This window comes from Citrobacter sp. LJND-P06 (assembly GCF_058188415.1).
Window position 1 is genome coordinate 1,893,543 of record NZ_CP187317.1, and the last position, 21,349, is coordinate 1,914,891.

The following is a 21,349-nucleotide window of genomic DNA, read 5'->3' on the forward strand; positions in this document are numbered from 1 at the left end:
TTTCAGGAAAATAATGCGCGGAATAATGGTGAATAAAGAGGGTATTTCGTGGGCTAAGAAAAAAGAGGGCAGAAATTAAAAATTTTCTAAAGTTCGAATTTAAGGTGCCGATACAAGGGTTACGGTAAGAAACCGTGGGCAACAGAACAGCCCAATAAACATCAAGTTGTAATTGATAAGGAAAAGATCATGGCACAAGTCATTAATACAAACAGCCTGTCGCTGTTGACCCAGAATAACCTGAACAAATCTCAGTCTACTCTGAGCTCCGCTATTGAGCGTCTGTCTTCCGGTCTGCGTATCAACAGCGCGAAAGACGATGCGGCTGGCCAGGCGATCGCTAACCGTTTCACCTCTAACATCAAAGGTCTGACTCAGGCTTCCCGTAACGCTAACGACGGTATCTCCATTGCGCAGACCACCGAAGGCGCGCTGAACGAAATCAACAACAACCTGCAGCGTGTACGTGAACTGACCGTTCAGGCAACTAACGGAACTAACTCCGACAGCGACCTGACCTCCATCCAGAACGAAATCACTCAGCGCCTGAGCGAAATCGACCGCGTATCCGGTCAGACTCAGTTCAACGGTGTGAAAGTCCTGGCTTCCGACAACACGATGAAAATCCAGGTTGGCGCCAACGACGGCGAAACCATCGATATCGATCTGAAAAAGATTGATTCCAAGAGCCTGGGCATGGATGGTTTCAATGTAAATGGGGCTAAAAAAGCCACCAGTGGGGATTTAGTTGCACAATTCAAAGCAACCGGTACTGATAACTACAAAATTGGTGCTAATACTTTCAATGTGGATATTGAATCTGGTGCAGTTTCTAAAGGTGGCAAAGAACAATATATTGATGCTGCTACGGGTGATTTTACCGATCTGGCTGAGTCTCCGAATACTGAGGTAACTTTTGGTGCAGCAGAAGCTAAGACTCTCGCTGCGGCGGTTGTCGGTAAACCTGCAGGAACCGCGACGAGTGTGAAAGGTGTTGACTTTACCGTAAAAACTGCTGATGCAGACGGTAACGCAGTACTTTCTGCAACAATTGGTGGTAAAGAAGTCAATATTACAATTGAGAACAGTACTGCGGCGGATACCACTACTGCGACGATAAAAGCGGGTAGTGATAAGATTTATACTGATGGCATAACTGGACAGTTAACTACTGCTACGGGTAATGCTAATCGCGCTGCTAAAATGTCTGACCTTGATTTGCAAAATGCGGTTAAAGATGGCAGCACTCTGCAGATCAACGGTAAAACGTATGATGTCAATGCTAAAGGCGACCACGTAACAGCGAAATTTGATGATGGTACAGGTACAGGTACTATGGTCGATAAAACAGTTTACTTAGGTAAAACAGCTGGTGGCGCTGCAACATTGATTAATGAAGATGCAGCCAAATCTCAGCAATCCACCAACAATCCTCTGGAAACCATTGACGATGCGCTGGCACAGGTTGACGCACTGCGTTCCGACCTCGGTGCGGTACAGAACCGTTTCGATTCTGCCATCACCAACCTGGGTAACACCGTAAACAACCTGTCTTCTGCACGTAGCCGTATCGAAGATGCTGACTACGCGACCGAAGTGTCCAACATGTCCAAAGCACAGATCCTGCAACAGGCGGGTACCTCTGTTCTGGCTCAGGCCAACCAGGTTCCGCAGAACGTTCTGTCTCTGCTGCGATAATTCACACTTTTCGCGCAAACCCCGCTTCGGCGGGGTTTTTTACGCCCGTCATTTACCCGTAACCCCTAAATAACCCCTCATTTCACCCACTATTCATCCGATTAAAACCCCTGCAGAAACGGATAATCATGCCGATAACTCATTTAACGCAGGGCTGTTTATCGTGAATTCACTGTATACCGCTGAAGGTGTAATGGATAAACACTCGCTGTGGCAGCGTTATGTACCGCTGGTGCGTCACGAAGCATTGCGCCTTCAGGTGCGATTGCCCGCGAGCGTGGAACTGGACGACCTGCTACAGGCGGGCGGCATCGGGTTATTAAATGCAGTTGACCGATATGATGCTCTGCAAGGAACGGCATTTACCACTTACGCAGTGCAGCGTATTCGTGGAGCGATGCTGGATGAACTACGCAGCCGGGATTGGGTGCCGCGTAGCGTCCGACGCAATGCTCGCGAAGTGGCGCAGGCGATGGGGCAACTGGAACAGGAATTAGGGCGTAACGCGACGGAAACTGAAGTGGCGGAGCGTCTGGCGATTCCTGTGCATGAGTATCGCCAGATGTTGCTCGATACCAATAACAGCCAGCTCTTCTCCTATGACGAGTGGCGGGAAGAGCATGGCGATAGCGTCGAGCTGGTGACTGAAGAACATCAGCAGGAAAACCCGTTACAACAGCTTCTTGAAAGCAATTTACGCCAGCGCGTGATGGATGCCATTGAGGCACTGCCGGAACGTGAACAACTGGTGTTGACGCTCTATTACCAGGAAGAGCTCAATCTCAAAGAGATTGGCGCCGTTCTGGAGGTTGGCGAGTCACGGGTGAGCCAGTTGCACAGTCAGGCGATCAAACGTCTACGCACCAAGCTGGGTAAGTTATAGGCGGTTTTAGCGCCGCCTAAAAAATGCCGCACAACGAATTGACTACCAGGAGTTCTCATGACGGTGCAGCAATCTAAAAGACGGCCACTAAGCCGCTACCTCAAAGATTTTAAACACAGCCAGACGCATTGCGCGCATTGCCACAAACTGCTCGACAGGATAACGCTGGTTCGTTGCGGGCAGATTGTGAACAAAATTGCCATTTCCAGACTGGATTCGCTGTTTGATGACGCCGCCTGGCAGCAGGAGCAAAAAGAGTGGGTCGCGCTGTGCCGTTTTTGCGGTGATTTGCACTGCAAAGCGCAAAGCGACTTTTTCGACATCATCGGCTTTAAACAATTTTTATTTGAGCAGACCGAAATGAGTCATGGCACGGTGCGCGAATACGTCGTCCGCCTGCGCCGACTCGGCAATCATCTCACGGAACAAAACATCACCCACGATTTGGTAGAGGATGGTTTTCTTGATGAAAGCCTGTCCCCCTGGTTACCCGAAACCAGCACCAATAACTATCGGATCGCGCTGCGCAAGTATGAACAATACAAAGCGCATGTCCCCCCTGGACAGATGCAGAATTCCTGCTGTTCCGCGACTTCTGATATATATTAAAAAAGCATAAGATGTAGCGGAGTCGTTTTTGTGATTAATGGCAAACCCTCTACACTACCGTGATAAATAACAACTTTCGGGGTAACTATGAAATTAGCACTTCTGGGACGTCAGGCTCTGATGGGTGTGATGGCTGTTGCACTCGTCGCCGGAATGAGCGTGAAGACTTTTGCAGATGAAGGTCTGTTAAACAAAGTGAAAGAGCGCGGCACGCTGCTGGTAGGACTGGAAGGGACATATCCTCCGTTCAGTTTTCAGGGCGATGACGGTAAGTTGACCGGTTTTGAAGTGGAGTTTGCGCAGGAGTTGGCGAAACATCTGGGGGTTAAAGCTGAGCTGAAACCGACCAAATGGGACGGTATGCTGGCATCGCTGGATTCCAAACGTATTGATGTCGTCATTAATCAGGTGACCATCTCCGACGAACGTAAGAAGAAATACGACTTCTCTACCCCGTATACCGTTTCGGGTATCCAGGCGCTGGTGAAAAAAGGCAATGAAGGCAGCATTAAAACCGCTGCGGATCTGAAAGGTAAGAAAGTGGGGGTGGGTCTGGGAACCAACTACGAAGAGTGGTTGCGCCAGAACGTTGAAGGTGTCGATATTCGCACTTACGACGATGACCCGACCAAATATCAGGATCTGCGCGTGGGTCGTATCGACGCTATCCTGGTGGATCGCCTGGCGGCGCTGGATCTGGTGAAGAAAACCAAAGACACGCTGGCGGTGACCGGTGAAGCGTTCTCCCGTCAGGAATCCGGCGTTGCGCTGCGTAAAGGTAACGAGGATTTGCACAAAGCGGTGGACGCGGCGATTGCCGATATGCAGAAAGATGGTTCGCTGAAAGCGCTGTCTGAAAAATGGTTTGGCGCAGATGTGACGAAATAATCGTCAACAATGCAAAAAAAAGGCGCTTTCACGGGCGCCTTTTTTATTTCATCCGAATGAACGTGCATAATAAAAAGAACACCACAACACAATAAACATCGGAGGCTACATGCCACTGCATAATTTAACGCGCTTTCCACGTCTGGAATTTATCGGCGCGCCAACGCCGCTCGAATACTTGCCGCGTTTTTCTGACTATCTGGGACGCGATATTTTCATCAAACGGGATGACGTCACGCCAATGGCGATGGGCGGCAATAAACTGCGTAAGCTGGAGTTTCTGGCGGCGGATGCGCTGCGCGAAGGGGCGGATACGCTGATCACGGCAGGCGCGATTCAGTCTAACCATGTCCGCCAGACGGCGGCGGTGGCGGCAAAACTGGGATTGCACTGTATTGCGTTACTGGAAAATCCCATTGGCACCACGGCGGAAAATTATCTGACTAACGGTAACCGCCTGCTGCTCGATCTGTTTAATGTTCAAATCGAAATGTGCGCCGCGTTGAACGACCCGGAAGCACAACTCCATGAACTGGCCACCCGCGTGGAAGCGCAAGGATTCCGCCCTTATGTGATACCGGTTGGCGGCTCCAGCGCCCTGGGCGCATTGGGGTATGTCGAAAGCGCGCTGGAAATTGCCCAGCAGTGTGAAGGTGCGGTGCAACTCTCTTCCGTAGTGGTGGCGTCTGGCAGCGCCGGCACGCATGCGGGGCTGGCGGTAGGGCTTGAACACCTGATGCCGGAGGTTGAGCTGGTCGGGGTGACCGTTTCGCGTAAAGTTGCCGACCAGCAGCCCAAAGTGGTCGCCCTGCAACAGGCGATTGCCAAAGAATTAGAACTGACCGCATCGGCGGAGATCCTGCTGTGGGACGACTATTTTGCGCCGGGCTACGGTATGCCGAACGACGAAGGGATGGAAGCGGTGAAACTGCTGGCGCGTCTCGAGGGCATTTTGCTGGATCCTGTTTATACAGGGAAAGCGATGGCGGGCCTGATTGATGGCATCAGTCAGAAACGCTTCAAAGACGAAGGGCCAATTCTGTTTATTCATACCGGTGGCGCGCCTGCGTTGTTTGCCTACCATCCTCACGTATAACAACCAGGTCGAAAAACGCGAATGCAAGAAAGTATCCAACTGGTGATTGATTCTCTGCCGTATCTGCTCAAAGGGGCGGTGTTCACGCTGCAACTGAGTATTGGCGGGATGTTTTTTGGTCTGCTGCTGGGATTTATTCTGGCGCTGATGCGCATGTCGCCGCTGTTGCCTGTTCGGTGGCTGGCGCGCTTTTATATCTCCATTTTCCGGGGGACGCCGCTGATTGCCCAACTGTTTATGATCTACTACGGTCTGCCGCAGTTTGGTATTGAGCTGGACCCCATCCCGGCGGCGATGATCGGTTTGTCGCTCAATACGGCGGCTTACACCTCTGAAACGCTGCGTGCGGCGATCTCCTCCATTGACAAAGGTCAGTGGGAGGCTGCGGCGAGTATCGGCATGACGCCGTGGCAAACGCTGCGCCGCGCCATTTTACCGCAGGCTGCCCGAGTGGCACTGCCGCCGCTGAGCAACAGCTTTATCAGCCTGGTGAAAGATACCTCGCTGGCGGCGACGATTCAGGTACCGGAACTGTTCCGTCAGGCGCAGTTGATCACCTCGCGTACGCTGGAAGTCTTCACCATGTATCTGGCCGCCTCGTTGATCTATTGGGTGATGGCGACGGTGCTATCGGCGCTGCAGAACTACTTTGAAGACCAGCTTAACCGCCAGGAGAAAGATCCGAAATGAGTGCCATCGAAGTCAAAAACCTGGTGAAAAAATTCCATGGGCAGACGGTGCTGCATGGCATCGATCTCGAGGTCAAACCGGGTGAGGTCGTCGCCATTATTGGGCCGAGCGGTTCGGGCAAAACCACCTTACTGCGCAGTATCAATCTTCTGGAAGTGCCGGAAGCCGGTACGATTAAAGTGGGGGATATCACCATTGATACCGCCCGGTCCTTAAATCAGCAGAAGGGACTGATTCGCCAGTTGCGTCAACATGTGGGTTTTGTATTCCAGAACTTCAATTTGTTTCCGCATCGTACGGTGGTGGAAAACATCATTGAAGGCCCGGTGATTGTCAAAGGTGAATCAAAAGCGGAAGCAACGGCCCGTGCGTATGAACTGCTGGCAAAAGTTGGGCTGGCCGGAAAAGAGACCAGCTACCCGCGGCGCTTATCCGGCGGGCAGCAGCAACGTGTGGCGATCGCACGTGCGCTGGCCATGCGCCCGGAGGTCATTTTGTTTGATGAACCGACCTCTGCGCTCGATCCTGAGCTGGTGGGGGAGGTGCTCAATACTATCCGCCAACTGGCGCAGGAAAAACGAACCATGGTGATTGTCACGCACGAGATGAGTTTCGCCCGTGATGTGGCTGACCGGGCGATATTCATGGATCAGGGACGAATTGTGGAACAGGGCCCGGCGAAATCGTTATTTAGCCATCCGCAGCAACCCCGAACGCGCCAGTTTCTTGAGAAGTTTCTGATGAAATAAATGGCCTTGCGTGACTCGCCCGAAATAATCCCTTTTCGGGCGAGTATATTTGAATAAATATGACGTCCTTCCGCCTGGTTAATGCATTTTCACCCTGATCTTGCTAAGTGTATTGAAATAAAACTCAAGTAATCCCCTTCCTGACCGATATTTTATTCATATAAACTCCCAATATGTGGTAGCGTGTTTACTCATTTAAAATGATAATCAATCTCAGAGGTGGTATCCCCTGATATGCAGGAAAATGATTTCTTCACCTGGCGACGGAGTATGCTGATACGCTTTCAGGAAATGGCGACGGCAGAAGATGTCTATCGGGAATTACAGCACCAGACGTGTCAACTGGAGTTCGATTATTACGCATTATGCGTTCGTCATCCGGTTCCGTTTACTCGACCAAAAATCTCTCTTCAAACGACATATCCTCAGGCGTGGATTACCCACTATCAGTCTGAAAACTATTTTGCTATTGACCCGGTGCTGAAACCGGAAAACTTCAAACAGGGACATTTACCCTGGAATGACGCCTTATTCAGTGATACCCAGACACTGTGGGATGCGGCACGCTCCCACGGCTTACGCAAGGGGATCACCCAGTACTGTATGCTGCCGAATCGTGCGCTGGGGTTCCTCTCCGTCTCACGGTCGAACGTACGCAATGTGCCCTTTGCCTCTGATGAAGTTGAGCTGAAACTGCAGCTACTGGTACGTGAGAGCCTCTCTGTGCTTACGCGGCTGGAAGATAACATGGTCACGACGCCGGAGATGCGTTTTAGCAAGCGAGAAAAGGAAATCTTAAAGTGGACGGCGGAAGGGAAAACGTCGTCTGAAATCGCCATGATCCTGTCGATTTCGGAGAACACCGTCAATTTTCATCAGAAGAATATGCAAAAGAAGTTTAACGCGCCGAACAAGACGCAAATTGCCTGCTATGCTGCGGCTATCGGTTTGATTTAAATGTGATTTTCGTGTTCAGGCGCAAAACCGGCCGAAAGCGCTGCTCTCAGCCGGTTTCATCTTATTGACGGTAAGCTTGTTTAATTTGCTTAACAGTGTTGGAAAATACCGCTGCTTGTGATTTGTCTTCAATCAGCGCGAGTTGTTTTTCCATTTTAAGAATCACGCGCCCTGCGTCGGCTTGTCCCATTGCCTGCAACATCAGCGTTAACATGGTTTTCAGGCAGGTGACTTCGTTAGCCAGTTCTTGATTATTCTCGGCAGTGGAAAAATCAGGCGTACTCATTTATTTTCCTCGTTGTGTGACAGTGAAAAAGTGCGATGGCAAATGTTAAGGCGGCGGAGTATACCATAAGCCGCGCTAAAAATAGCAGTGGTTGTTTTTTCAGCGAAACTTCAGCCTTAGCCATTAAAATAAACAATGTCTTGCCGTGGATATATTTTCTTCGCTCATTGTTTATGGCGCGTATTTTACGCGTTAATTATTGTTACAAAGTTGCTTCCTATTTATCATTTAAACCGAAGGGAGTGAATTTTTTGTCACTATTCTGAAACTTCAAGAGAGATATAGTCGATGGGAACGGCCGTTTTACGGGGGAAGTTTCCACATTCCGTACAATCTAATTTCCAAAAACGAGAACAAAATCTAAGAGGCGGTGTTTTTTGCGTTTCAAAGTTGAGATAAAACCCGCTAATATATGGCCGAGTAACTATCAGTAGCGTTATCCCTATTCTGGAGATATTCCTTTGATCAACGTTCTTCTTGTTGATGACCACGAACTGGTGCGCGCAGGGATACGACGCATTCTGGAAGATATAAAGGGCATAAAAGTTGTCGGCGAAGCATGTTGCGGTGAGGATGCTGTTAAATGGTGTCGTGCAAATACCGCTGATGTCGTGTTGATGGACATGAACATGCCCGGAATTGGCGGTCTTGAAGCGACGCGAAAAATTGCGCGTTCAACGGCTGACATTAAAGTGATCATGTTGACGGTCCATACGGAAAACCCGTTACCCGCCAAAGTCATGCAGGCGGGCGCTGCGGGGTATCTGAGCAAAGGTGCGGCTCCGCAGGAAGTGGTTAGTGCGATCCGTTCCGTGTTCTCCGGACAACGTTATATTGCTTCCGACATTGCACAGCAGATGGCCCTTAGCCAGATCGAACCCGAAAAAACGGAAACCCCGTTTGCCAGTTTGTCTGAACGCGAGTTGCAGATTATGCTGATGATCACCAAAGGCCAGAAGGTGAATGAGATCTCAGAACAACTGAATCTCAGTCCTAAAACGGTGAACAGTTATCGCTATCGAATGTTCAGTAAACTAAACATTCATGGTGATGTGGAGCTGACTCACCTGGCAATACGCCATGGCCTGTGTAATGCGGAGACGTTAGCAAGTCAGTGAGCCTTGAGTTTGACGCGAAAGCGTTTTTGAAAACCGTTACCAGCCAGCCCGGCGTTTATCGTATGTATGATGCTGGTGGTACGGTTATTTATGTCGGTAAAGCGAAGGACCTGAAAAAACGGCTTTCCAGCTATTTCCGCAGCAACCTTGCTTCGCGGAAGACCGAAGCGTTGGTCGCGCAAATTCAGCAAATTGATGTGACGGTCACCCATACGGAAACCGAGGCGTTACTGCTTGAGCATAACTACATCAAGTTGTATCAGCCCCGCTATAACGTGCTGCTGCGTGACGACAAATCCTATCCCTTTATTTTTCTGAGTGGCGATACGCATCCGCGTCTGGCGATGCACCGTGGCGCTAAACACGCCAAAGGCGAGTATTTCGGCCCGTTCCCCAACGGCTATGCCGTGCGTGAAACACTGGCGCTTCTGCAAAAAATCTTTCCAATTCGCCAGTGTGAAAACAGTGTTTACCGCAACCGCTCGCGCCCCTGCCTGCAATATCAGATTGGACGTTGCCTTGGCCCTTGCGTGGCGGGCCTGGTCAGCGAGGAAGAATACGCCCAGCAGGTCGAGTATGTCCGTCTGTTTTTATCCGGTAAAGACGATCAGGTTCTGACGCAGTTGATCGCGCGAATGGAAAACGCCAGCCGCAATCTGGAATTTGAAGAAGCCGCACGCATTCGCGATCAAATCCAGGCGGTGCGTCGTGTGACCGAAAAACAGTTTGTGTCGAACACCGGCGACGATCTCGATGTTATCGGGGTGGCTTTCGACGCAGGGATGGCCTGCCTGCACGTGCTCTTTATACGCCAGGGCAAAGTACTGGGCAGCCGCAGCTATTTCCCTAAGGTGCCGGGCGGGACCGAAATGGGCGAAGTCGTGGAGACGTTTGTCGGGCAGTTCTATCTGCAAGGCAGTCAGATGCGAACGCTGCCGGGCGAAATCCTGCTGGATTTTAATCTGAGTGACAAAACGTTGTTGGCGGATTCGCTGTCGGAACTGGCCGGACGTCGGGTTAATGTGCAGACGAAACCGCGCGGCGATCGCGCAAGGTATCTCAAGCTGGCGCGAACCAATGCCGCGACAGCGCTGACGACGAAACTTTCCCAGCAGTCCACCATTACCCAGCGTCTGACGGCGCTGGCAACGGTGTTGAAACTGCCGGTGGTAAAACGCATGGAATGTTTCGATATTAGTCACACCATGGGTGAGCAGACGGTCGCTTCCTGTGTAGTCTTTGACGCCAACGGACCGCTGCGCGCTGAATATCGTCGTTACAACATTACCGGTATTACGCCTGGCGATGATTATGCTGCGATGAATCAGGTGCTGCGTCGACGTTATGGCAAAGCGATTGAAGAAAGTAAGATCCCTGACGTTATTCTGATAGATGGCGGAAAAGGGCAACTTGGGCAGGCGAAAGCGGTCTTTGCTGAACTGGATGTTCCCTGGGACAAACAGCATCCATTGCTGCTGGGGGTGGCGAAAGGAGCCGATCGTAAGGCGGGTCTGGAAACTCTGTTCTTCGAACCGGAAGGTGAGGGGTTCAGTTTGCCCCCGGATTCTCCGGCGTTACACGTTATCCAGCACATCCGCGATGAGTCTCATGACCATGCGATCGGCGGGCATCGTAAAAAACGGGCGAAAGTCAAAAACACCAGCACGCTGGAAACCATTGAAGGCGTTGGCCCTAAACGTCGGCAAATGTTGTTGAAATATATGGGTGGTTTGCAAGGATTACGTAACGCCAGCGTAGAAGAAATTGCAAAAGTGCCGGGTATTTCGCAAGGTCTGGCAGAAAAGATCTTCTACTCGTTGAAACATTGAGGTCTCTGTAGCAACATAGGGGTAAATTCTCTGACAACAGATAGTTACCCGTCACTATGCAATTTAATATTCCTACATTGCTCACGCTGTTTCGCGTCATACTGATTCCCTTCTTTGTACTGGCGTTTTATCTGCCATTCAGTTGGGCACCGTTTGTGTGTGCGCTCATCTTCTGTATTGCAGCCGTAACTGACTGGTTTGATGGTTATCTGGCGCGTCGCTGGAATCAGAGCACCCGCTTTGGCGCGTTTCTTGACCCGGTGGCAGATAAAGTGCTGGTCGCTATCGCAATGGTTCTGGTGACAGAGCACTACCACAGCTGGTGGGTGACGTTACCTGCCGCAACGATGATCGCCCGTGAAATCATTATTTCCGCATTGCGCGAATGGATGGCGGAACTCGGTAAACGCAGCAGCGTGGCTGTCTCCTGGATCGGAAAAGTCAAAACAACATCACAAATGGCGGCGCTGGCGTGGTTATTATGGCGTCCAAACATTTGGGTCGAGTATGCCGGGATCGCATTATTCTTTGTCGCAGCCATACTGACGCTGTGGTCGATGCTGCAGTATTTGAGCGCTGCACGCGGAGATTTGCTTGATCAGTGATCGTTTCGCCGCAAATTTCAGCAAACGATCGTGTGTGACGAAAAATATCGTTGACTCAGTGCGCCAGGTAAGTAGAATGCAACGCATCGAACGGCAGCACAGATTGCCAGACGATAACAAAATCAAGTGATTAACAAAGTTACTTGGTGATGCGGGAATAGCTCAGTTGGTAGAGCACGACCTTGCCAAGGTCGGGGTCGCGAGTTCGAGTCTCGTTTCCCGCTCCAGTTTAAAGACATCGGCAATTGCGGGTGTCTGGCTGAAAAGCCTGAAGAATTTGGCGCGTTAGCAAAGCGGTTATGTAGCGGATTGCAAATCCGTCTAGTCCGGTTCGACTCCGGAACGCGCCTCCAATTTCTTCCCGAGCCCGGATGGTGGAATCGGTAGACACAAGGGATTTAAAATCCCTCGGCGTACGCGCTGTGTGGGTTCAAGTCCCACTCCGGGCACCATGGGAAAGACAAGTATAATCAAAGCAATAAGCAGTGTCGTGAAACCACCTACGGGTGGTTTTTTTGTGTCTGAAATCCAATTTCCTAACATGTTTCCTAACATCAATTCGTCATGTTGCACATGATGCAATCATTTCTGACCGCCAATCACTGGCACGATTTTAACCTTGCGATCATAACGCGCGGTCTGCGTAATCGTTTTGTGACCTGAAATTTGCTGCTTCTCCTGCAGGCTTCCCTCCAGATCCGAAACACCTTTGGCCTTCAGGTCGTGAAAAGTAAAGTCAAAAAGAAGGTGAGGGTGTTTCGCTTGTGCTTCTTCTCTGGCTTGCTGCCAGCGACTATTGAATCCGTCCCGTGTATACCGGCGACCGTTCTGCTGGTGAAGGACGTAAACACTGGATAAACCCTGTTTGAGGGGTAACGACTTTGCCAGTTCTATAAACGAGTCGGTAAACAGATTCCCTCTGTATCACAGAGGGAACCTGACTGATGAAACTCAACGAGATCAAAACACTGGCGATAGAACTGGAAGAGTGGGCGCTTAAGGATGGAAAGAAGGGCGGTTGGAAGAAAATCACACCGTTGATTAGATCAGTGAGCGTAAAATTATCTGCTTGGGTGTGGGACGGGTGCGCCACTCAGGGTGTGAAGGGAATAAAACTGCTGGTCATGGCACGTCTGGCTGATTTCAGTTCTGATGAGGGGATTTGCTGGCCAGCGGTTGAGACGCTCGCACGGCAGGTCGGGGCAGGGCGAAGCAACGGGGGTTAGACAATCTGAGCATTCAGATTCTGAACCTTCGGAATCTGAACGTCCAAATCCTGAACGTACAGAAAACGATGAAAAACCCGGTTCTGAGGGTTCAGAATCTGGACACGATCCGTCATTAAAACAAGATCCATCAATTAAACAGATCTCTACGTCTGAGAATTCTGACGAATCCTCAGACGGCGCAAACTCAGTTCAAAAAATCGAACCAGCTCCAAAGGGAAAATGGGGTACACAGGAAGATCACCAGTGCGCTCAGTGGATTTTCTCCCGTATTAAAAAACTCTACGAGAAAGCTGCCGAAACGGATGGCGAAGTGTCGCGCCCTAAAGACCCTAACTGGAATACCTGGGCGAATGAGATTCGCCTGATGCGTGCCATCGACGGGCGTAGCCATCGACAGATTTGCGAATTGTTTAAGCGCGTGCAGAACGATACGTTTTGGTGCAAGAACGTCCTGAGCCCGTCGAAGCTGCGCGAAAAATGGGATGAACTATCCCTCAAACTATCGCCGGTCAATGATTTGCACGGGAGAGTTATTGATGATGATTACTACGATAACGACCTTGCGGCTGCTGCTAACTCAGGATTTCGAGTTTAAGCAGGAGAAGTTAATGGAAATATTTCTTATCCTTGCATCAACAACCCCCTTAAGAGAATAAGCTGCTATGAGCGAAGCAAACTCAAGGAGGGACATACGACCTACGGGCGCTACGGGGCATTGGTCAGCAGCAGTGCAGATTAATCACAATAACATTTTTACGTTATCATCTAAGCAGGCAGAAAGGTTTTATCTATACCGGTTGAGTTGAATTGGAAAAATGATATGAATTATCCTGATTCGGGTGGAAAAAAGCATTATGCAGTTACATACTAAATTGTAAATGTCACGAAGTCTTCGCCCATGTAACAAGGCCTAGAAAACCCTATGGTTAAAAAAGATGAATCAACGAGCGAAGTTAGTACGAATGGTCTCTCACAGAAGATTGAGGCTACGGTAATTGGACTTGTTGGCTTTTTTGCTCAATATTTAAAGACGCATTGGCTCATATTTAGACACCCCATTTCTTTTGCGCAACATGTCATAGACAGAGACCAATTCTTTGAAAAATATGTCGCTCCACACACATATCTAACATTTGGCGGGTTTATTTTTACAATTGCAATTGCAACCATACCTTATGGGGCATGGGGAGCATTTAATGATGGAATATGGGCATTTGAAAAAATTGTTGGTGAATTGCAGCAGCGGTGGAGAGAGGTTCTTACATTATCGACACTTTTATTGGCCTCTTTACCTGTCCTTTTAACAGTTAGTTTTTTTTCCAATGTTTATGCTCGCATTCTGTACCCACCAAAACTTCGCCGGGCAATAGTAGAACTGTCGGCTTACGCATTTGGGTTTGCGTCATTTTTCTATTTCTTTTTTTACATAATCTCGGCATTTAGTTTTTTGATTGAGCATTTTGGAATCGATACTTCGATGTTTGAGGAACCGATGGTTTTTGTTTGGGGTATATTGGGTGCAATGCTCGTAGTGCCGTCAATATCCCTTATATGCCCGATTTTGCTCCTGATTCAGGGAAATCGAATCTTAGAAAAAGTAAGTGCAAGTAAGTTTGCATTGAGAGTTTGGATTAGCCCATTTTACGTATTTCTGGTATTTTTAGTCTTTTCCTACACTGCTAGTATTCCCGGCGCTTTTTCCGCATTTGAACGCTCAAAACTTCCATCGAAAGATGTTATTGCTAAGTTCGTTGGCATCCCTTTTCTCAAACTCACCAAAAATTGGAAAGAATCGAATGAAGGTTTTCTTACCTATACAGTGCTTATCGAGAATAGGACCGATGACCTGTATGTCAGCGAAATTTCGGATTTGCAGACAGTTCTCACATTTTCCAAAGAGAATCCGAAAATCGAAATTCACCATCCGGAGGCTGAATCGACCACTGAGGGCGTACAGAAACTGGTAGTTGTAAAACCGGGTTCTGCTGACGTATTAAAATTCTCAGTGCCTGTGAAATTTACTAAGGATTTTAAAAATGGACTTGTCCAGATGTCCGAGCTTATAAATATATCTTCCCCTCCTGATTTTTCTAAACCCTACGCCGAACTCATGCTATATGTTGATCCATTGCACTTTGGTGGTATCACAGCGAAAGGTCAAGTGCTCTTAAATATTGAAAAATAGTGTGCATGGGACTAATTATCCATTGTTCAATATCGTGTACGATGCAGGTTTTTTTACATCATTTCCAGGCATGGGATCTCGAATGCTTATAGCACTGGGTGATAACTGCAAACTCTTCAACAGTGCAGAAGAAATTAAAAACGTTGCTGTTATTGCACAGTAGTCGAACGAAGCGGACAGAAGTCTTAGGCAAACTGGTGTTGCCAATATGCCACGTTTGTTCGACAGACGTTCATGTAATGGGCTGCGAATACGGTTAACTACTGTATTATCAGGGACAACAAGAAAAAGTAAAATCTCATCAATCCTCGGACCAGGCTCTGGCATTCGAATAGATAAGGATCATCTACCGCTGCTGGAAGACCAGAACCCGTTATGACGAAACTACAAAAGCTTGTTGAATGCCTCAGGGCATGAAGTAGGCATTGCATCTTTCACTCAAAACCAGATTCTTCAAATTTCCGCGTTTCCGCGATAATAGCATTTAGATTTAATTTATTGATTTTTTATTGACATAGGCGCAATGCCCAGGCTAGTTTTGTATATTAGGACAACCTTTAATTTTGGTGATATAAATGGATCTTAATTTAAAAAAAGTCTATGAGCATATGATTGAATTAGGCGCAGGTTCACTTGCGCATGCTAACTACCTTGCTCATTTTTATGATATGAGTAATCCAATGTGGTCCCAATTGGGAGTTTTGCAGGCAGCCCATGCTTGCGAAATTTTTCTCAAGGCTCGTCTTGCTCAGGAACACCCTCTTCTAATTTTTGAGTCATTACCAAAATCAACTGCGGATTGTGTAAATAAAACAACAGGGCTTCTTGATTTTGAAAGTTTATTGGAAAAGGGGCAGACAATTACTTATTCAGAATTGCCTGAGAAGGTTTGGGCTGCTACTGGTAAAAAAATCAATAATATTAAATTATATAATGACTTTGGTAGGTTGAGGAACTCTATTCAACATTTTGCTGCTCCTAATAAAGATGTATCACTGTTAACATCTCAATTCATCTATGAGGTCATAGATCCATTTATAAATTCCGAGTGGGGTATGTGCGCTATGGATTATTGTGACGATTCTGAACAGTATGAATATCTAATTCCTACGTTGGCTCAAAGGGATGTTTATTTTATAGTTTCTCAGAGAATTCGTGGTGGATTGAGTGAACTCACAAGACTCATTGAAGAGGGAACTACTTCATATCAAAGTAATATGATATCAAGAGGGCGTCGTTCAGGCTTGGCATAACTTTATTATCGCATGATAAGAGAGGGCTTGAATGCTAATGTCCAATCAAAATGGATAATGAATTCCCACCTTTGAATAAAATAATAATAACCCTAATTAAAAGTGATATTGGTGATAATATTTAAATTGAGTTGCAGGAAGGAACTACAGAAGTTAAATGGTTTTTGCATTATATCGGAGACGGCAGTAAGGTTAACTTAAGGCTGCCTTTAAACGCCATCATCTATATTATGATGACGTTTAAAGGATTTTTGTTAAGAGAAAAATTTGCTTGACCACTTGAGTTGAGTGTTAATAATAAAAAGATTGATTACGCTAGGAATCAAGAACTTTTTTAACTCATTTTTATCTTTATAAACATCTAAAATAAAACGAACCCATTCCTGATAATATAGATAGCCATCAAAACCTTCTACATACCCACAATATTTGCCTTTAAATTTTTTATCATTTTCAATAGGTCTGGCTTCATAATGCTTCCAAAATTTCGTATGAGTTGTAATGTTGAAATTTTTTTCTTTTTTTTGAACTAATAAAACAACTTTTGTTGGTTTTAATTTGAATTGATTTTCGATATTTTTTATGAAAGCTATTCCGGACTCATATTTTTCTACTTCATCATCACTAAGATTGCTGACATTTATAAATTCAATTGCTAAGTCTGATTGCTTGGCGTTTTTTCCAACTAGTGGTACTAGTAATGCTCTTAATCTATACTGTTGGCTTTGAACTATGTCATCAGATAATTCATTTTTATAATCATCCATGAAGTTTTTAATAACATTAAAATTCTCTGTTTGGAATTGTTTAATTGCATCAATTTGAGCTTGTTGAGTTGCTCTGGTCAACTGCATTGCAAGTGCTAAATTAATCATTAGTGCATTTGTTTCGCCAAACTCTTTTATAATAATATTCTCAAAATTATTAATTGCAGCTTGGCATTCACCAAATGTTAACAAATCAATGGCTGGAAGTCCTCGGTGTTCTATTATATTTCTCAGTCCAATAAGAAATAGCAGATTTGCTTTTTCAGCAGATTCAACGCCGGACCAATATTCTTGGCAGCATGTTTTTAACTCCCAGGCCTTCTCTTCACCGTCTATTAGTTTTGGACTTCCATCAGGTTCGAGATAACTATATGCTGTGCCATTTTTTGCAAAAATAGCATGAAAAAGTGACGTATATGCAATAATTATATTTACTATAAAACCGAATGTTTTGAACTCAGTAAAAGGGTTGTTATAAGTTGCGACTGCAAGTAATGCAAATTCCCTGGCTTTCTTTAAATTGATGCTTCGCTCTGATTGGGGAATAGAGTCCATGTGTTTCTGCGTATTAATGTGTCTAAACTCTTCCTTGCTAATATATTTTATGCCAAGAGTTGTATATTGCTTCCCATCTTTGGAAATGAATTTGTTCCAGGTCTTGGTTGGATATGTTTTGCAGGTTTGGACTTTCCATCCAGTGGCGGCGGCTAACTCATCTATCGTAAATGACTCCTGGTTCTTTTCTCTCGAAACTAAAAATTCATATGCCAAGTCAACCTTATCAAACTTGCTCATTCTGACAGTCCCTCATCTATTGGTCTTGTTGCTGAAGAAGAAAATTTTACTAGCTGTGCTTGCATGTTATTTTCTATGATTTGAAGTAGTTAAAGTCAATAACAAAATATCAAATTAAAATGCATGCTTAAATTTTTTTGAATATATTGTTAATCTTAACGCTATCGATGTCATCTCTTAGTGCAGGACTGACAGTCAGAAGATATTTTTATGGTTGCCCATGCATATCCCTCCGGGCAGAACCCATGACGTCGTAAACATGCTGGTCAGTAAATGCTGGGAATTTTGCTCGCCTGGAGGCTTCAACTAAAGCATGGCAGTAATCCTTGTCTCCACTCTTTATGATGAAATTCTGCAAGGTGCCGTCCATATTGAAATCCAGGTGCAAATTACATCTTTTACCATTCCAGGCGTGGGGTTTGGTAAGTGCTGCATCGAGTGCTTTTTTATGCCTGATGCTTGTTCGCCATAGATGTCTTTGTCGGTTACTTTGCCTGAACGGTTATAAGAACACGAATCAAGAGCGTTTTTCTTCTGACAGTCTTTTGGGGTAAATGGAGTGCAACCAGCAATGGAGGCTACCATTACTACCAGCATCAGGATTTTGGTCATGTCTAAGTCCGTTTATGATTTTTCCAAAAAGTACCGATACACACCAATGAATCGGGGCATTATGGCACGTAAATCAGAGAGGGGGGGGGTTGCCTCATAACCCCCCAATTTTAGGGGGGGCAGGCTTGAAAATAGCAGGCAAAAGTCAGAAAGGGCACAGTAAGGTCACCGTAGAGTTGACTCCCTAGTTGAGTCTACAGATCACCGAGCAGTTCGCAGTATCAGGGCACTGTTAAATCTGAAAGTCGGCTAAGAACCATTGAACTTGCAGCGTGAGGCGGACGTTAACCTTACTCGGATATCATCAGTTTGTCGGGAACTCTTTAAAAGGGAATCGCTAGATTTATAGGAACACTTAGATTTTAGGTGCAGCAAGAATTGCGGCTTCAATTTTCTCTGGGGTGGTTAACGGTGCAAAACGCTTGATCGCTTTGCCGTCGCGCCCGATCAGGTACTTAGTGAAGTTCCACTTGATTCTCCCACCCGGCACCCCGGGCAATTCTTCTTTCGGGTAACGAAACACCGGGTTCCTGCTTAGCGAACTGCCTGCATGGGAAATACCACCACCCTTGGACGGCGTATTTCTTGTAGAGCGCTTCAAGGCCTGCCCCAATCGGGCGTGTCCAGTACTATCAGACGTTCGATATCGTCAGTTATGGTTACTGCTCTTATCACATTCTCCATATCTTTTACGATCAGACCTGCCGCTTCTACACAATCAGTGTGTCTTAGTATTATTTAACCAAATACAACATAAATATTTTATTTTTCATGATTGTATTACCATTTTTATTTTAAAAATTCATTTTGCCAATCACGCTCTAACACTTTGCTACCCATGAATAATATTTTTATTTTAGGGGGGAGTAGTTTGGTTATTTTTTTCAGTTAAAATGGGTTGCTGAGTGATAGGTATATTCTTGTTATCTGCAGCAGTAGTCGCATCCGTTGCAACATTACTTTCTGAAATCCGCGATGCTGTTATAGATGAGCCAACGCCTACCACATAACTCAAAAGAATTCCAGCAATAAAGGAAGCAGGTTTTTGCCACCATTTCTGCTTTTTATAATCAGGAAGCCATGTAACATTGCTACAATCTTTACATTGGATTTTCGTACCCACATTAATGTTTGTAACATCTAATTTTGAATTACAATTAGGATTCGGGCATTCCATCTGCTTGATAACAAGTTCTGTGACATCTATAGGTCCATCCGGTATTTGATTAGGAAGCATAGGTAACGTCATATTACTTCCCTTTTTCAAGATCTTTTAACCAACGCCCGTACAAACGTTCCGCATTTCTATAGAGGCTGTTGCTAAAAATGAGTCGCTCATTTTGCATTTCTTTTTCAGCAAACCTGTATGTAGACATTAAGTTGTAATAAAAAAATTCTTTTGCAAGTTTCTCGTCTGCTTGTGAACTAAATATTGCTAAGGCCAGTTCGTCAAAAAAACTTAAATTAAGATGTACCGTTAACTCCAATTTGGACTGATGGTCCCTATCTGAGATTTGAGCGAAGGAAGCGCTGTTGTCAGTTTTATTGTGAGTGTCAAAAGCTCGATCATTCCATCTTTTTATATAGGATAGAGTAAGTAGCTTTTTCTTATCCCTCAAATTTTTGATATATGCCATCGCTGCAATTATTACAGTGTAAATTAATATCAACTGAAACGATGTGTTTAGAATTTCGAAAATCAACTTTTATTCCTTATGGCAACTTTAATATGAACAGTACACTTCATACTTATAATCCTGATTTTCTCATATAGTGTCTATAGGCATCTTTGAGTTCTATGCGCATTTGTGTTAAGTTCATAGCAAGGGTGTGTTGTTTTATTTTTTGTAATCAATTGCTTATGGATGATCTCGAACATGCAACTTGCATTCCAGCTATTCAACTTTATAGAGATTACTGTAACCAGTTCCCCATTGATTAACATAGCACGATGTTTATAAGGTCCGTTGTTGGCACCTGGCGGGGCGCCCGCAATCATAGTCGGCAGTTTCACGCGGAAAGCGGGAGTTGGGAGTTATCATTAATGATCAAAACTACCGACTTAAACGATTACCGCCGAAGACGTTGCGAATCAGTATCATTAAGGGGAAAGATTCCCCTTTACTCACTGGTTTCTGAGAAACTGGATTCTTGATAATGTCATTTGAGTCTGACAATCAAGCATTTTTTTTACCTCATAGTCATTGCCCTGCATAGACACTTTCCCGCACATCGCATCTTTAGTTTTGATCCATTGACGCTGAGAAGGCAGCAACTCTTTTTTCTTCTCCGGGCTGAAGGAACTCCAGGCAGTACTCAGGTCAGAATCAGAATTTGCGAACTGAATTCTTGATTGAGGAAGGGTGTCAGAAATGTTCTGCTGGGGCTGCTGGTATGTTGGCTGCTGTTCCTGCTGTTGAGTCTGCTGCAGTGTCTTTTGCTGCTGTGCCTTTTGTTGTGCTTCTATGAGCCGTTGTTGTTGTTCTTTTTCCTGTTGTACTTTCTGTTGCTCGACTATCGGATTGATAATTGATAGCGCCGTCAGCAGGCTTGCACCCGAAGATATCGCATTATCAGCAGATGCTTTTACAAATACATTTTTCTGGTCATCTGTAGCTTGTGCGGTATAGCTAATGCGTTTAGAAAAGACGTTTGCATTATTTTCCAGATCCAGGTTCTCCAGTTGCTTATCGAGATTCCTGCCGAAATTAGACCTATATGCTTCATAGAGTTTATTATATTCATCTGCAGATATACTCATCGTCACAGTAGCTTCACAGGTTTTCATAGTGCTACCTGAGTCACTGGAGGTTGTGGACACCTCAGAGATCGCGAGCTTTATTTTATCTAAAGCACTTCTCTTAGTCTGGTTCGTAACATCTGGATATTCATCAACTTGTTCAGACAAATCTTCATAGGCAGATTTTTTAATCAAGTCCATTAGTGTGGATTTTGTCATTTCCGATGAACAACCGATCACTTCTTTATTATCGTTACAACCCGTAATTATAACGGCGAGTAATAGAGGTGCGTATTTTATTCTCATGAGTTCCCTTTAGAGTAATTTGTGCGTTTTATATACAATGCCCGAGAGTGCATT

Annotated in this window: 18 protein-coding genes, 3 tRNA genes and 6 pseudogenes; 18 read left to right on the forward strand and 9 right to left on the reverse strand. The window is 46.0% G+C overall.

The annotated features are described in order from the left end of the window. The first annotated feature begins 189 nt into the window (after positions 1-189). The 8 genes from ACO7SM_RS09040 (at position 190) to sdiA (ending at position 7,570) form a co-directional block, all read left to right on the forward strand. Positions 190-1,698 (forward strand): flagellin N-terminal helical domain-containing protein, encoded by a 1,509-nt coding sequence (locus ACO7SM_RS09040; RefSeq protein ID WP_490470540.1) that lies wholly within the window; start codon positions 190-192, stop codon positions 1,696-1,698. 163 nt (positions 1,699-1,861) lie between these two features. After that, positions 1,862-2,581, forward strand: coding sequence for an RNA polymerase sigma factor FliA (locus ACO7SM_RS09045; protein ID WP_490470541.1), 720 nt, complete (start codon positions 1,862-1,864; stop codon positions 2,579-2,581). Between the two features lie 57 nt (positions 2,582-2,638). Then, positions 2,639-3,190 (forward strand): flagella biosynthesis regulatory protein FliZ, encoded by a 552-nt coding sequence (fliZ, locus tag ACO7SM_RS09050; protein WP_490470542.1) that lies wholly within the window; start codon positions 2,639-2,641, stop codon positions 3,188-3,190. A gap of 87 nt (positions 3,191-3,277) precedes the next feature. Continuing rightward, the gene (gene tcyJ / locus ACO7SM_RS09055; protein ID WP_490470543.1) at positions 3,278-4,078 is read left to right on the forward strand and encodes a cystine ABC transporter substrate-binding protein; all 801 of its coding nucleotides are present in this window, start codon (positions 3,278-3,280) and stop codon (positions 4,076-4,078) included. Between the two features lie 109 nt (positions 4,079-4,187). Then, positions 4,188-5,174, forward strand: a complete 987-nt coding sequence (dcyD, locus tag ACO7SM_RS09060) for a D-cysteine desulfhydrase (protein WP_490470544.1) — start codon at positions 4,188-4,190, stop codon at positions 5,172-5,174. Positions 5,175-5,195: 21 nt separating this feature from the next. Next, a complete protein-coding gene (tcyL, locus tag ACO7SM_RS09065) occupies positions 5,196-5,864 on the forward strand; it encodes a cystine ABC transporter permease (protein WP_192612571.1) in 669 nt (222 codons plus the stop codon). Further along, positions 5,861-6,613 (forward strand): L-cystine ABC transporter ATP-binding protein TcyN, encoded by a 753-nt coding sequence (tcyN, locus tag ACO7SM_RS09070; RefSeq protein WP_490470545.1) that lies wholly within the window; start codon positions 5,861-5,863, stop codon positions 6,611-6,613. The genes tcyL and tcyN overlap by 4 nt, the downstream gene beginning before the upstream one ends. A 234-nt stretch (positions 6,614-6,847) precedes the next feature. Further along, positions 6,848-7,570: a quorum-sensing transcriptional regulator SdiA gene (gene sdiA, locus ACO7SM_RS09075; RefSeq protein ID WP_490470546.1), complete on the forward strand. Its 723-nt coding sequence runs from the start codon at positions 6,848-6,850 to the stop codon at positions 7,568-7,570. 61 nt (positions 7,571-7,631) lie between these two features. On the opposite strand, the gene ACO7SM_RS09080 is transcribed toward sdiA, so the two are convergent. Then, positions 7,632-7,856, reverse strand: coding sequence for a DUF2594 family protein (locus tag ACO7SM_RS09080; protein WP_490470547.1), 225 nt, complete (start codon positions 7,854-7,856; stop codon positions 7,632-7,634). Beyond that, positions 7,843-7,965: pseudogene (locus tag ACO7SM_RS09085) on the reverse strand (hypothetical protein); the annotation flags it as partial. The gene ACO7SM_RS09080 and the pseudogene ACO7SM_RS09085, both read right to left, overlap by 14 nt. A gap of 352 nt (positions 7,966-8,317) precedes the next feature. Here ACO7SM_RS09085 and uvrY point away from each other — a divergent pair. The 6 genes from uvrY to ACO7SM_RS09115 all read left to right on the forward strand — a co-directional run bounded on the left by uvrY (position 8,318) and on the right by ACO7SM_RS09115 (position 11,860). Continuing rightward, a complete protein-coding gene (gene uvrY / locus ACO7SM_RS09090) occupies positions 8,318-8,974 on the forward strand; it encodes a UvrY/SirA/GacA family response regulator transcription factor (protein ID WP_490470548.1) in 657 nt (218 codons plus the stop codon). After that, entirely contained in the window at positions 8,971-10,803 is a 1,833-nt protein-coding gene (uvrC, locus tag ACO7SM_RS09095; protein WP_490470549.1) for an excinuclease ABC subunit UvrC, read from the forward strand. Before uvrY ends, uvrC begins: the two co-directional genes overlap by 4 nt. Before the next feature lie 56 nt (positions 10,804-10,859). Further along, a complete protein-coding gene (gene pgsA / locus ACO7SM_RS09100) occupies positions 10,860-11,408 on the forward strand; it encodes a CDP-diacylglycerol--glycerol-3-phosphate 3-phosphatidyltransferase (RefSeq protein ID WP_192612565.1) in 549 nt (182 codons plus the stop codon). A 151-nt stretch (positions 11,409-11,559) separates the two neighbouring features. Beyond that, positions 11,560-11,635: transfer RNA gene (locus ACO7SM_RS09105), tRNA-Gly, on the forward strand. A gap of 52 nt (positions 11,636-11,687) precedes the next feature. After that, positions 11,688-11,761, forward strand: a tRNA-Cys gene (locus tag ACO7SM_RS09110). Between the two features lie 12 nt (positions 11,762-11,773). Beyond that, positions 11,774-11,860, forward strand: a tRNA-Leu gene (locus ACO7SM_RS09115). Between the two features lie 130 nt (positions 11,861-11,990). Here the strand turns inward: ACO7SM_RS09115 and ACO7SM_RS09120 are convergent. Beyond that, positions 11,991-12,302 (reverse strand): annotated as a pseudogene (locus ACO7SM_RS09120) (site-specific integrase); the annotation flags it as partial. A 155-nt stretch (positions 12,303-12,457) separates the two neighbouring features. Here ACO7SM_RS09120 and ACO7SM_RS09125 point away from each other — a divergent pair. From ACO7SM_RS09125 to ACO7SM_RS09140, 4 genes and pseudogenes are all read left to right on the forward strand, one after another. Continuing rightward, a pseudogene (locus ACO7SM_RS09125) lies at positions 12,458-13,232 on the forward strand (phage replication protein O). Positions 13,233-13,559: 327 nt separating this feature from the next. Then, entirely contained in the window at positions 13,560-14,822 is a 1,263-nt protein-coding gene (locus tag ACO7SM_RS09130; RefSeq protein ID WP_490470550.1) for a hypothetical protein, read from the forward strand. Positions 14,823-14,844: 22 nt separating this feature from the next. Continuing rightward, positions 14,845-15,154 (forward strand): annotated as a pseudogene (locus tag ACO7SM_RS09135) (transposase); the annotation flags it as partial. A gap of 243 nt (positions 15,155-15,397) precedes the next feature. After that, on the forward strand, positions 15,398-16,075 hold the full coding sequence (locus ACO7SM_RS09140; RefSeq protein WP_490470551.1) for a hypothetical protein: 678 nt from the start codon (positions 15,398-15,400) through the stop codon (positions 16,073-16,075). A gap of 254 nt (positions 16,076-16,329) precedes the next feature. On the opposite strand, the gene ACO7SM_RS09145 is transcribed toward ACO7SM_RS09140, so the two are convergent. The 6 genes and pseudogenes from ACO7SM_RS09145 to ACO7SM_RS09170 all read right to left on the reverse strand — a co-directional run bounded on the left by ACO7SM_RS09145 (position 16,330) and on the right by ACO7SM_RS09170 (position 21,295). Then, a complete protein-coding gene (locus ACO7SM_RS09145; protein WP_490470552.1) occupies positions 16,330-17,637 on the reverse strand; it encodes a DUF3644 domain-containing protein in 1,308 nt (435 codons plus the stop codon). A 208-nt stretch (positions 17,638-17,845) separates the two neighbouring features. After that, a pseudogene (locus ACO7SM_RS09150) lies at positions 17,846-18,249 on the reverse strand (cell envelope integrity TolA C-terminal domain-containing protein). Between the two features lie 355 nt (positions 18,250-18,604). Continuing rightward, positions 18,605-18,866, reverse strand: a pseudogene (locus ACO7SM_RS09155) (thioredoxin domain-containing protein); the annotation flags it as partial. Positions 18,867-19,105: 239 nt separating this feature from the next. Beyond that, a complete protein-coding gene (locus tag ACO7SM_RS09160; protein ID WP_490470553.1) occupies positions 19,106-19,498 on the reverse strand; it encodes a BRcat domain-containing protein in 393 nt (130 codons plus the stop codon). A gap of 1 nt (position 19,499) precedes the next feature. Then, positions 19,500-19,952: a DUF4760 domain-containing protein gene (locus ACO7SM_RS09165; protein ID WP_490470554.1), complete on the reverse strand. Its 453-nt coding sequence runs from the start codon at positions 19,950-19,952 to the stop codon at positions 19,500-19,502. A gap of 422 nt (positions 19,953-20,374) precedes the next feature. Next, positions 20,375-21,295 carry a lysozyme inhibitor LprI family protein gene (locus tag ACO7SM_RS09170; RefSeq protein ID WP_490470555.1) on the reverse strand — a complete coding sequence of 307 codons (921 nt, stop codon included), beginning with the start codon at positions 21,293-21,295 and terminating at the stop codon, positions 20,375-20,377. Positions 21,296-21,349 lie beyond the last annotated feature (54 nt).

What these genes read in the sequence shown, in the direction of transcription:
- ACO7SM_RS09040 (WP_490470540.1), top strand. Translation starts at nt 190, where the DNA reads ATGGCACAAGTCATTAATACAAACAGCCTGTCGCTGTTGACCCAGAAT.
- fliZ (WP_490470542.1), top strand. Translation starts at nt 2,639, where the DNA reads ATGACGGTGCAGCAATCTAAAAGACGGCCACTAAGCCGCTACCTCAAA.
- tcyJ (WP_490470543.1), top strand. Translation starts at nt 3,278, where the DNA reads ATGAAATTAGCACTTCTGGGACGTCAGGCTCTGATGGGTGTGATGGCT.
- dcyD (WP_490470544.1), top strand. Translation starts at nt 4,188, where the DNA reads ATGCCACTGCATAATTTAACGCGCTTTCCACGTCTGGAATTTATCGGC.
- tcyL (WP_192612571.1), top strand. Translation starts at nt 5,196, where the DNA reads ATGCAAGAAAGTATCCAACTGGTGATTGATTCTCTGCCGTATCTGCTC.
- tcyN (WP_490470545.1), top strand. Translation starts at nt 5,861, where the DNA reads ATGAGTGCCATCGAAGTCAAAAACCTGGTGAAAAAATTCCATGGGCAG.
- sdiA (WP_490470546.1), top strand. Translation starts at nt 6,848, where the DNA reads ATGCAGGAAAATGATTTCTTCACCTGGCGACGGAGTATGCTGATACGC.
- ACO7SM_RS09080 (WP_490470547.1), bottom strand. Translation starts at nt 7,856, where the DNA reads ATGAGTACGCCTGATTTTTCCACTGCCGAGAATAATCAAGAACTGGCT.
- pgsA (WP_192612565.1), top strand. Translation starts at nt 10,860, where the DNA reads ATGCAATTTAATATTCCTACATTGCTCACGCTGTTTCGCGTCATACTG.
- ACO7SM_RS09130 (WP_490470550.1), top strand. Translation starts at nt 13,560, where the DNA reads ATGGTTAAAAAAGATGAATCAACGAGCGAAGTTAGTACGAATGGTCTC.
- ACO7SM_RS09140 (WP_490470551.1), top strand. Translation starts at nt 15,398, where the DNA reads ATGGATCTTAATTTAAAAAAAGTCTATGAGCATATGATTGAATTAGGC.
- ACO7SM_RS09145 (WP_490470552.1), bottom strand. Translation starts at nt 17,637, where the DNA reads ATGAGCAAGTTTGATAAGGTTGACTTGGCATATGAATTTTTAGTTTCG.
- ACO7SM_RS09160 (WP_490470553.1), bottom strand. Translation starts at nt 19,498, where the DNA reads ATGACGTTACCTATGCTTCCTAATCAAATACCGGATGGACCTATAGAT.
- ACO7SM_RS09170 (WP_490470555.1), bottom strand. Translation starts at nt 21,295, where the DNA reads ATGAGAATAAAATACGCACCTCTATTACTCGCCGTTATAATTACGGGT.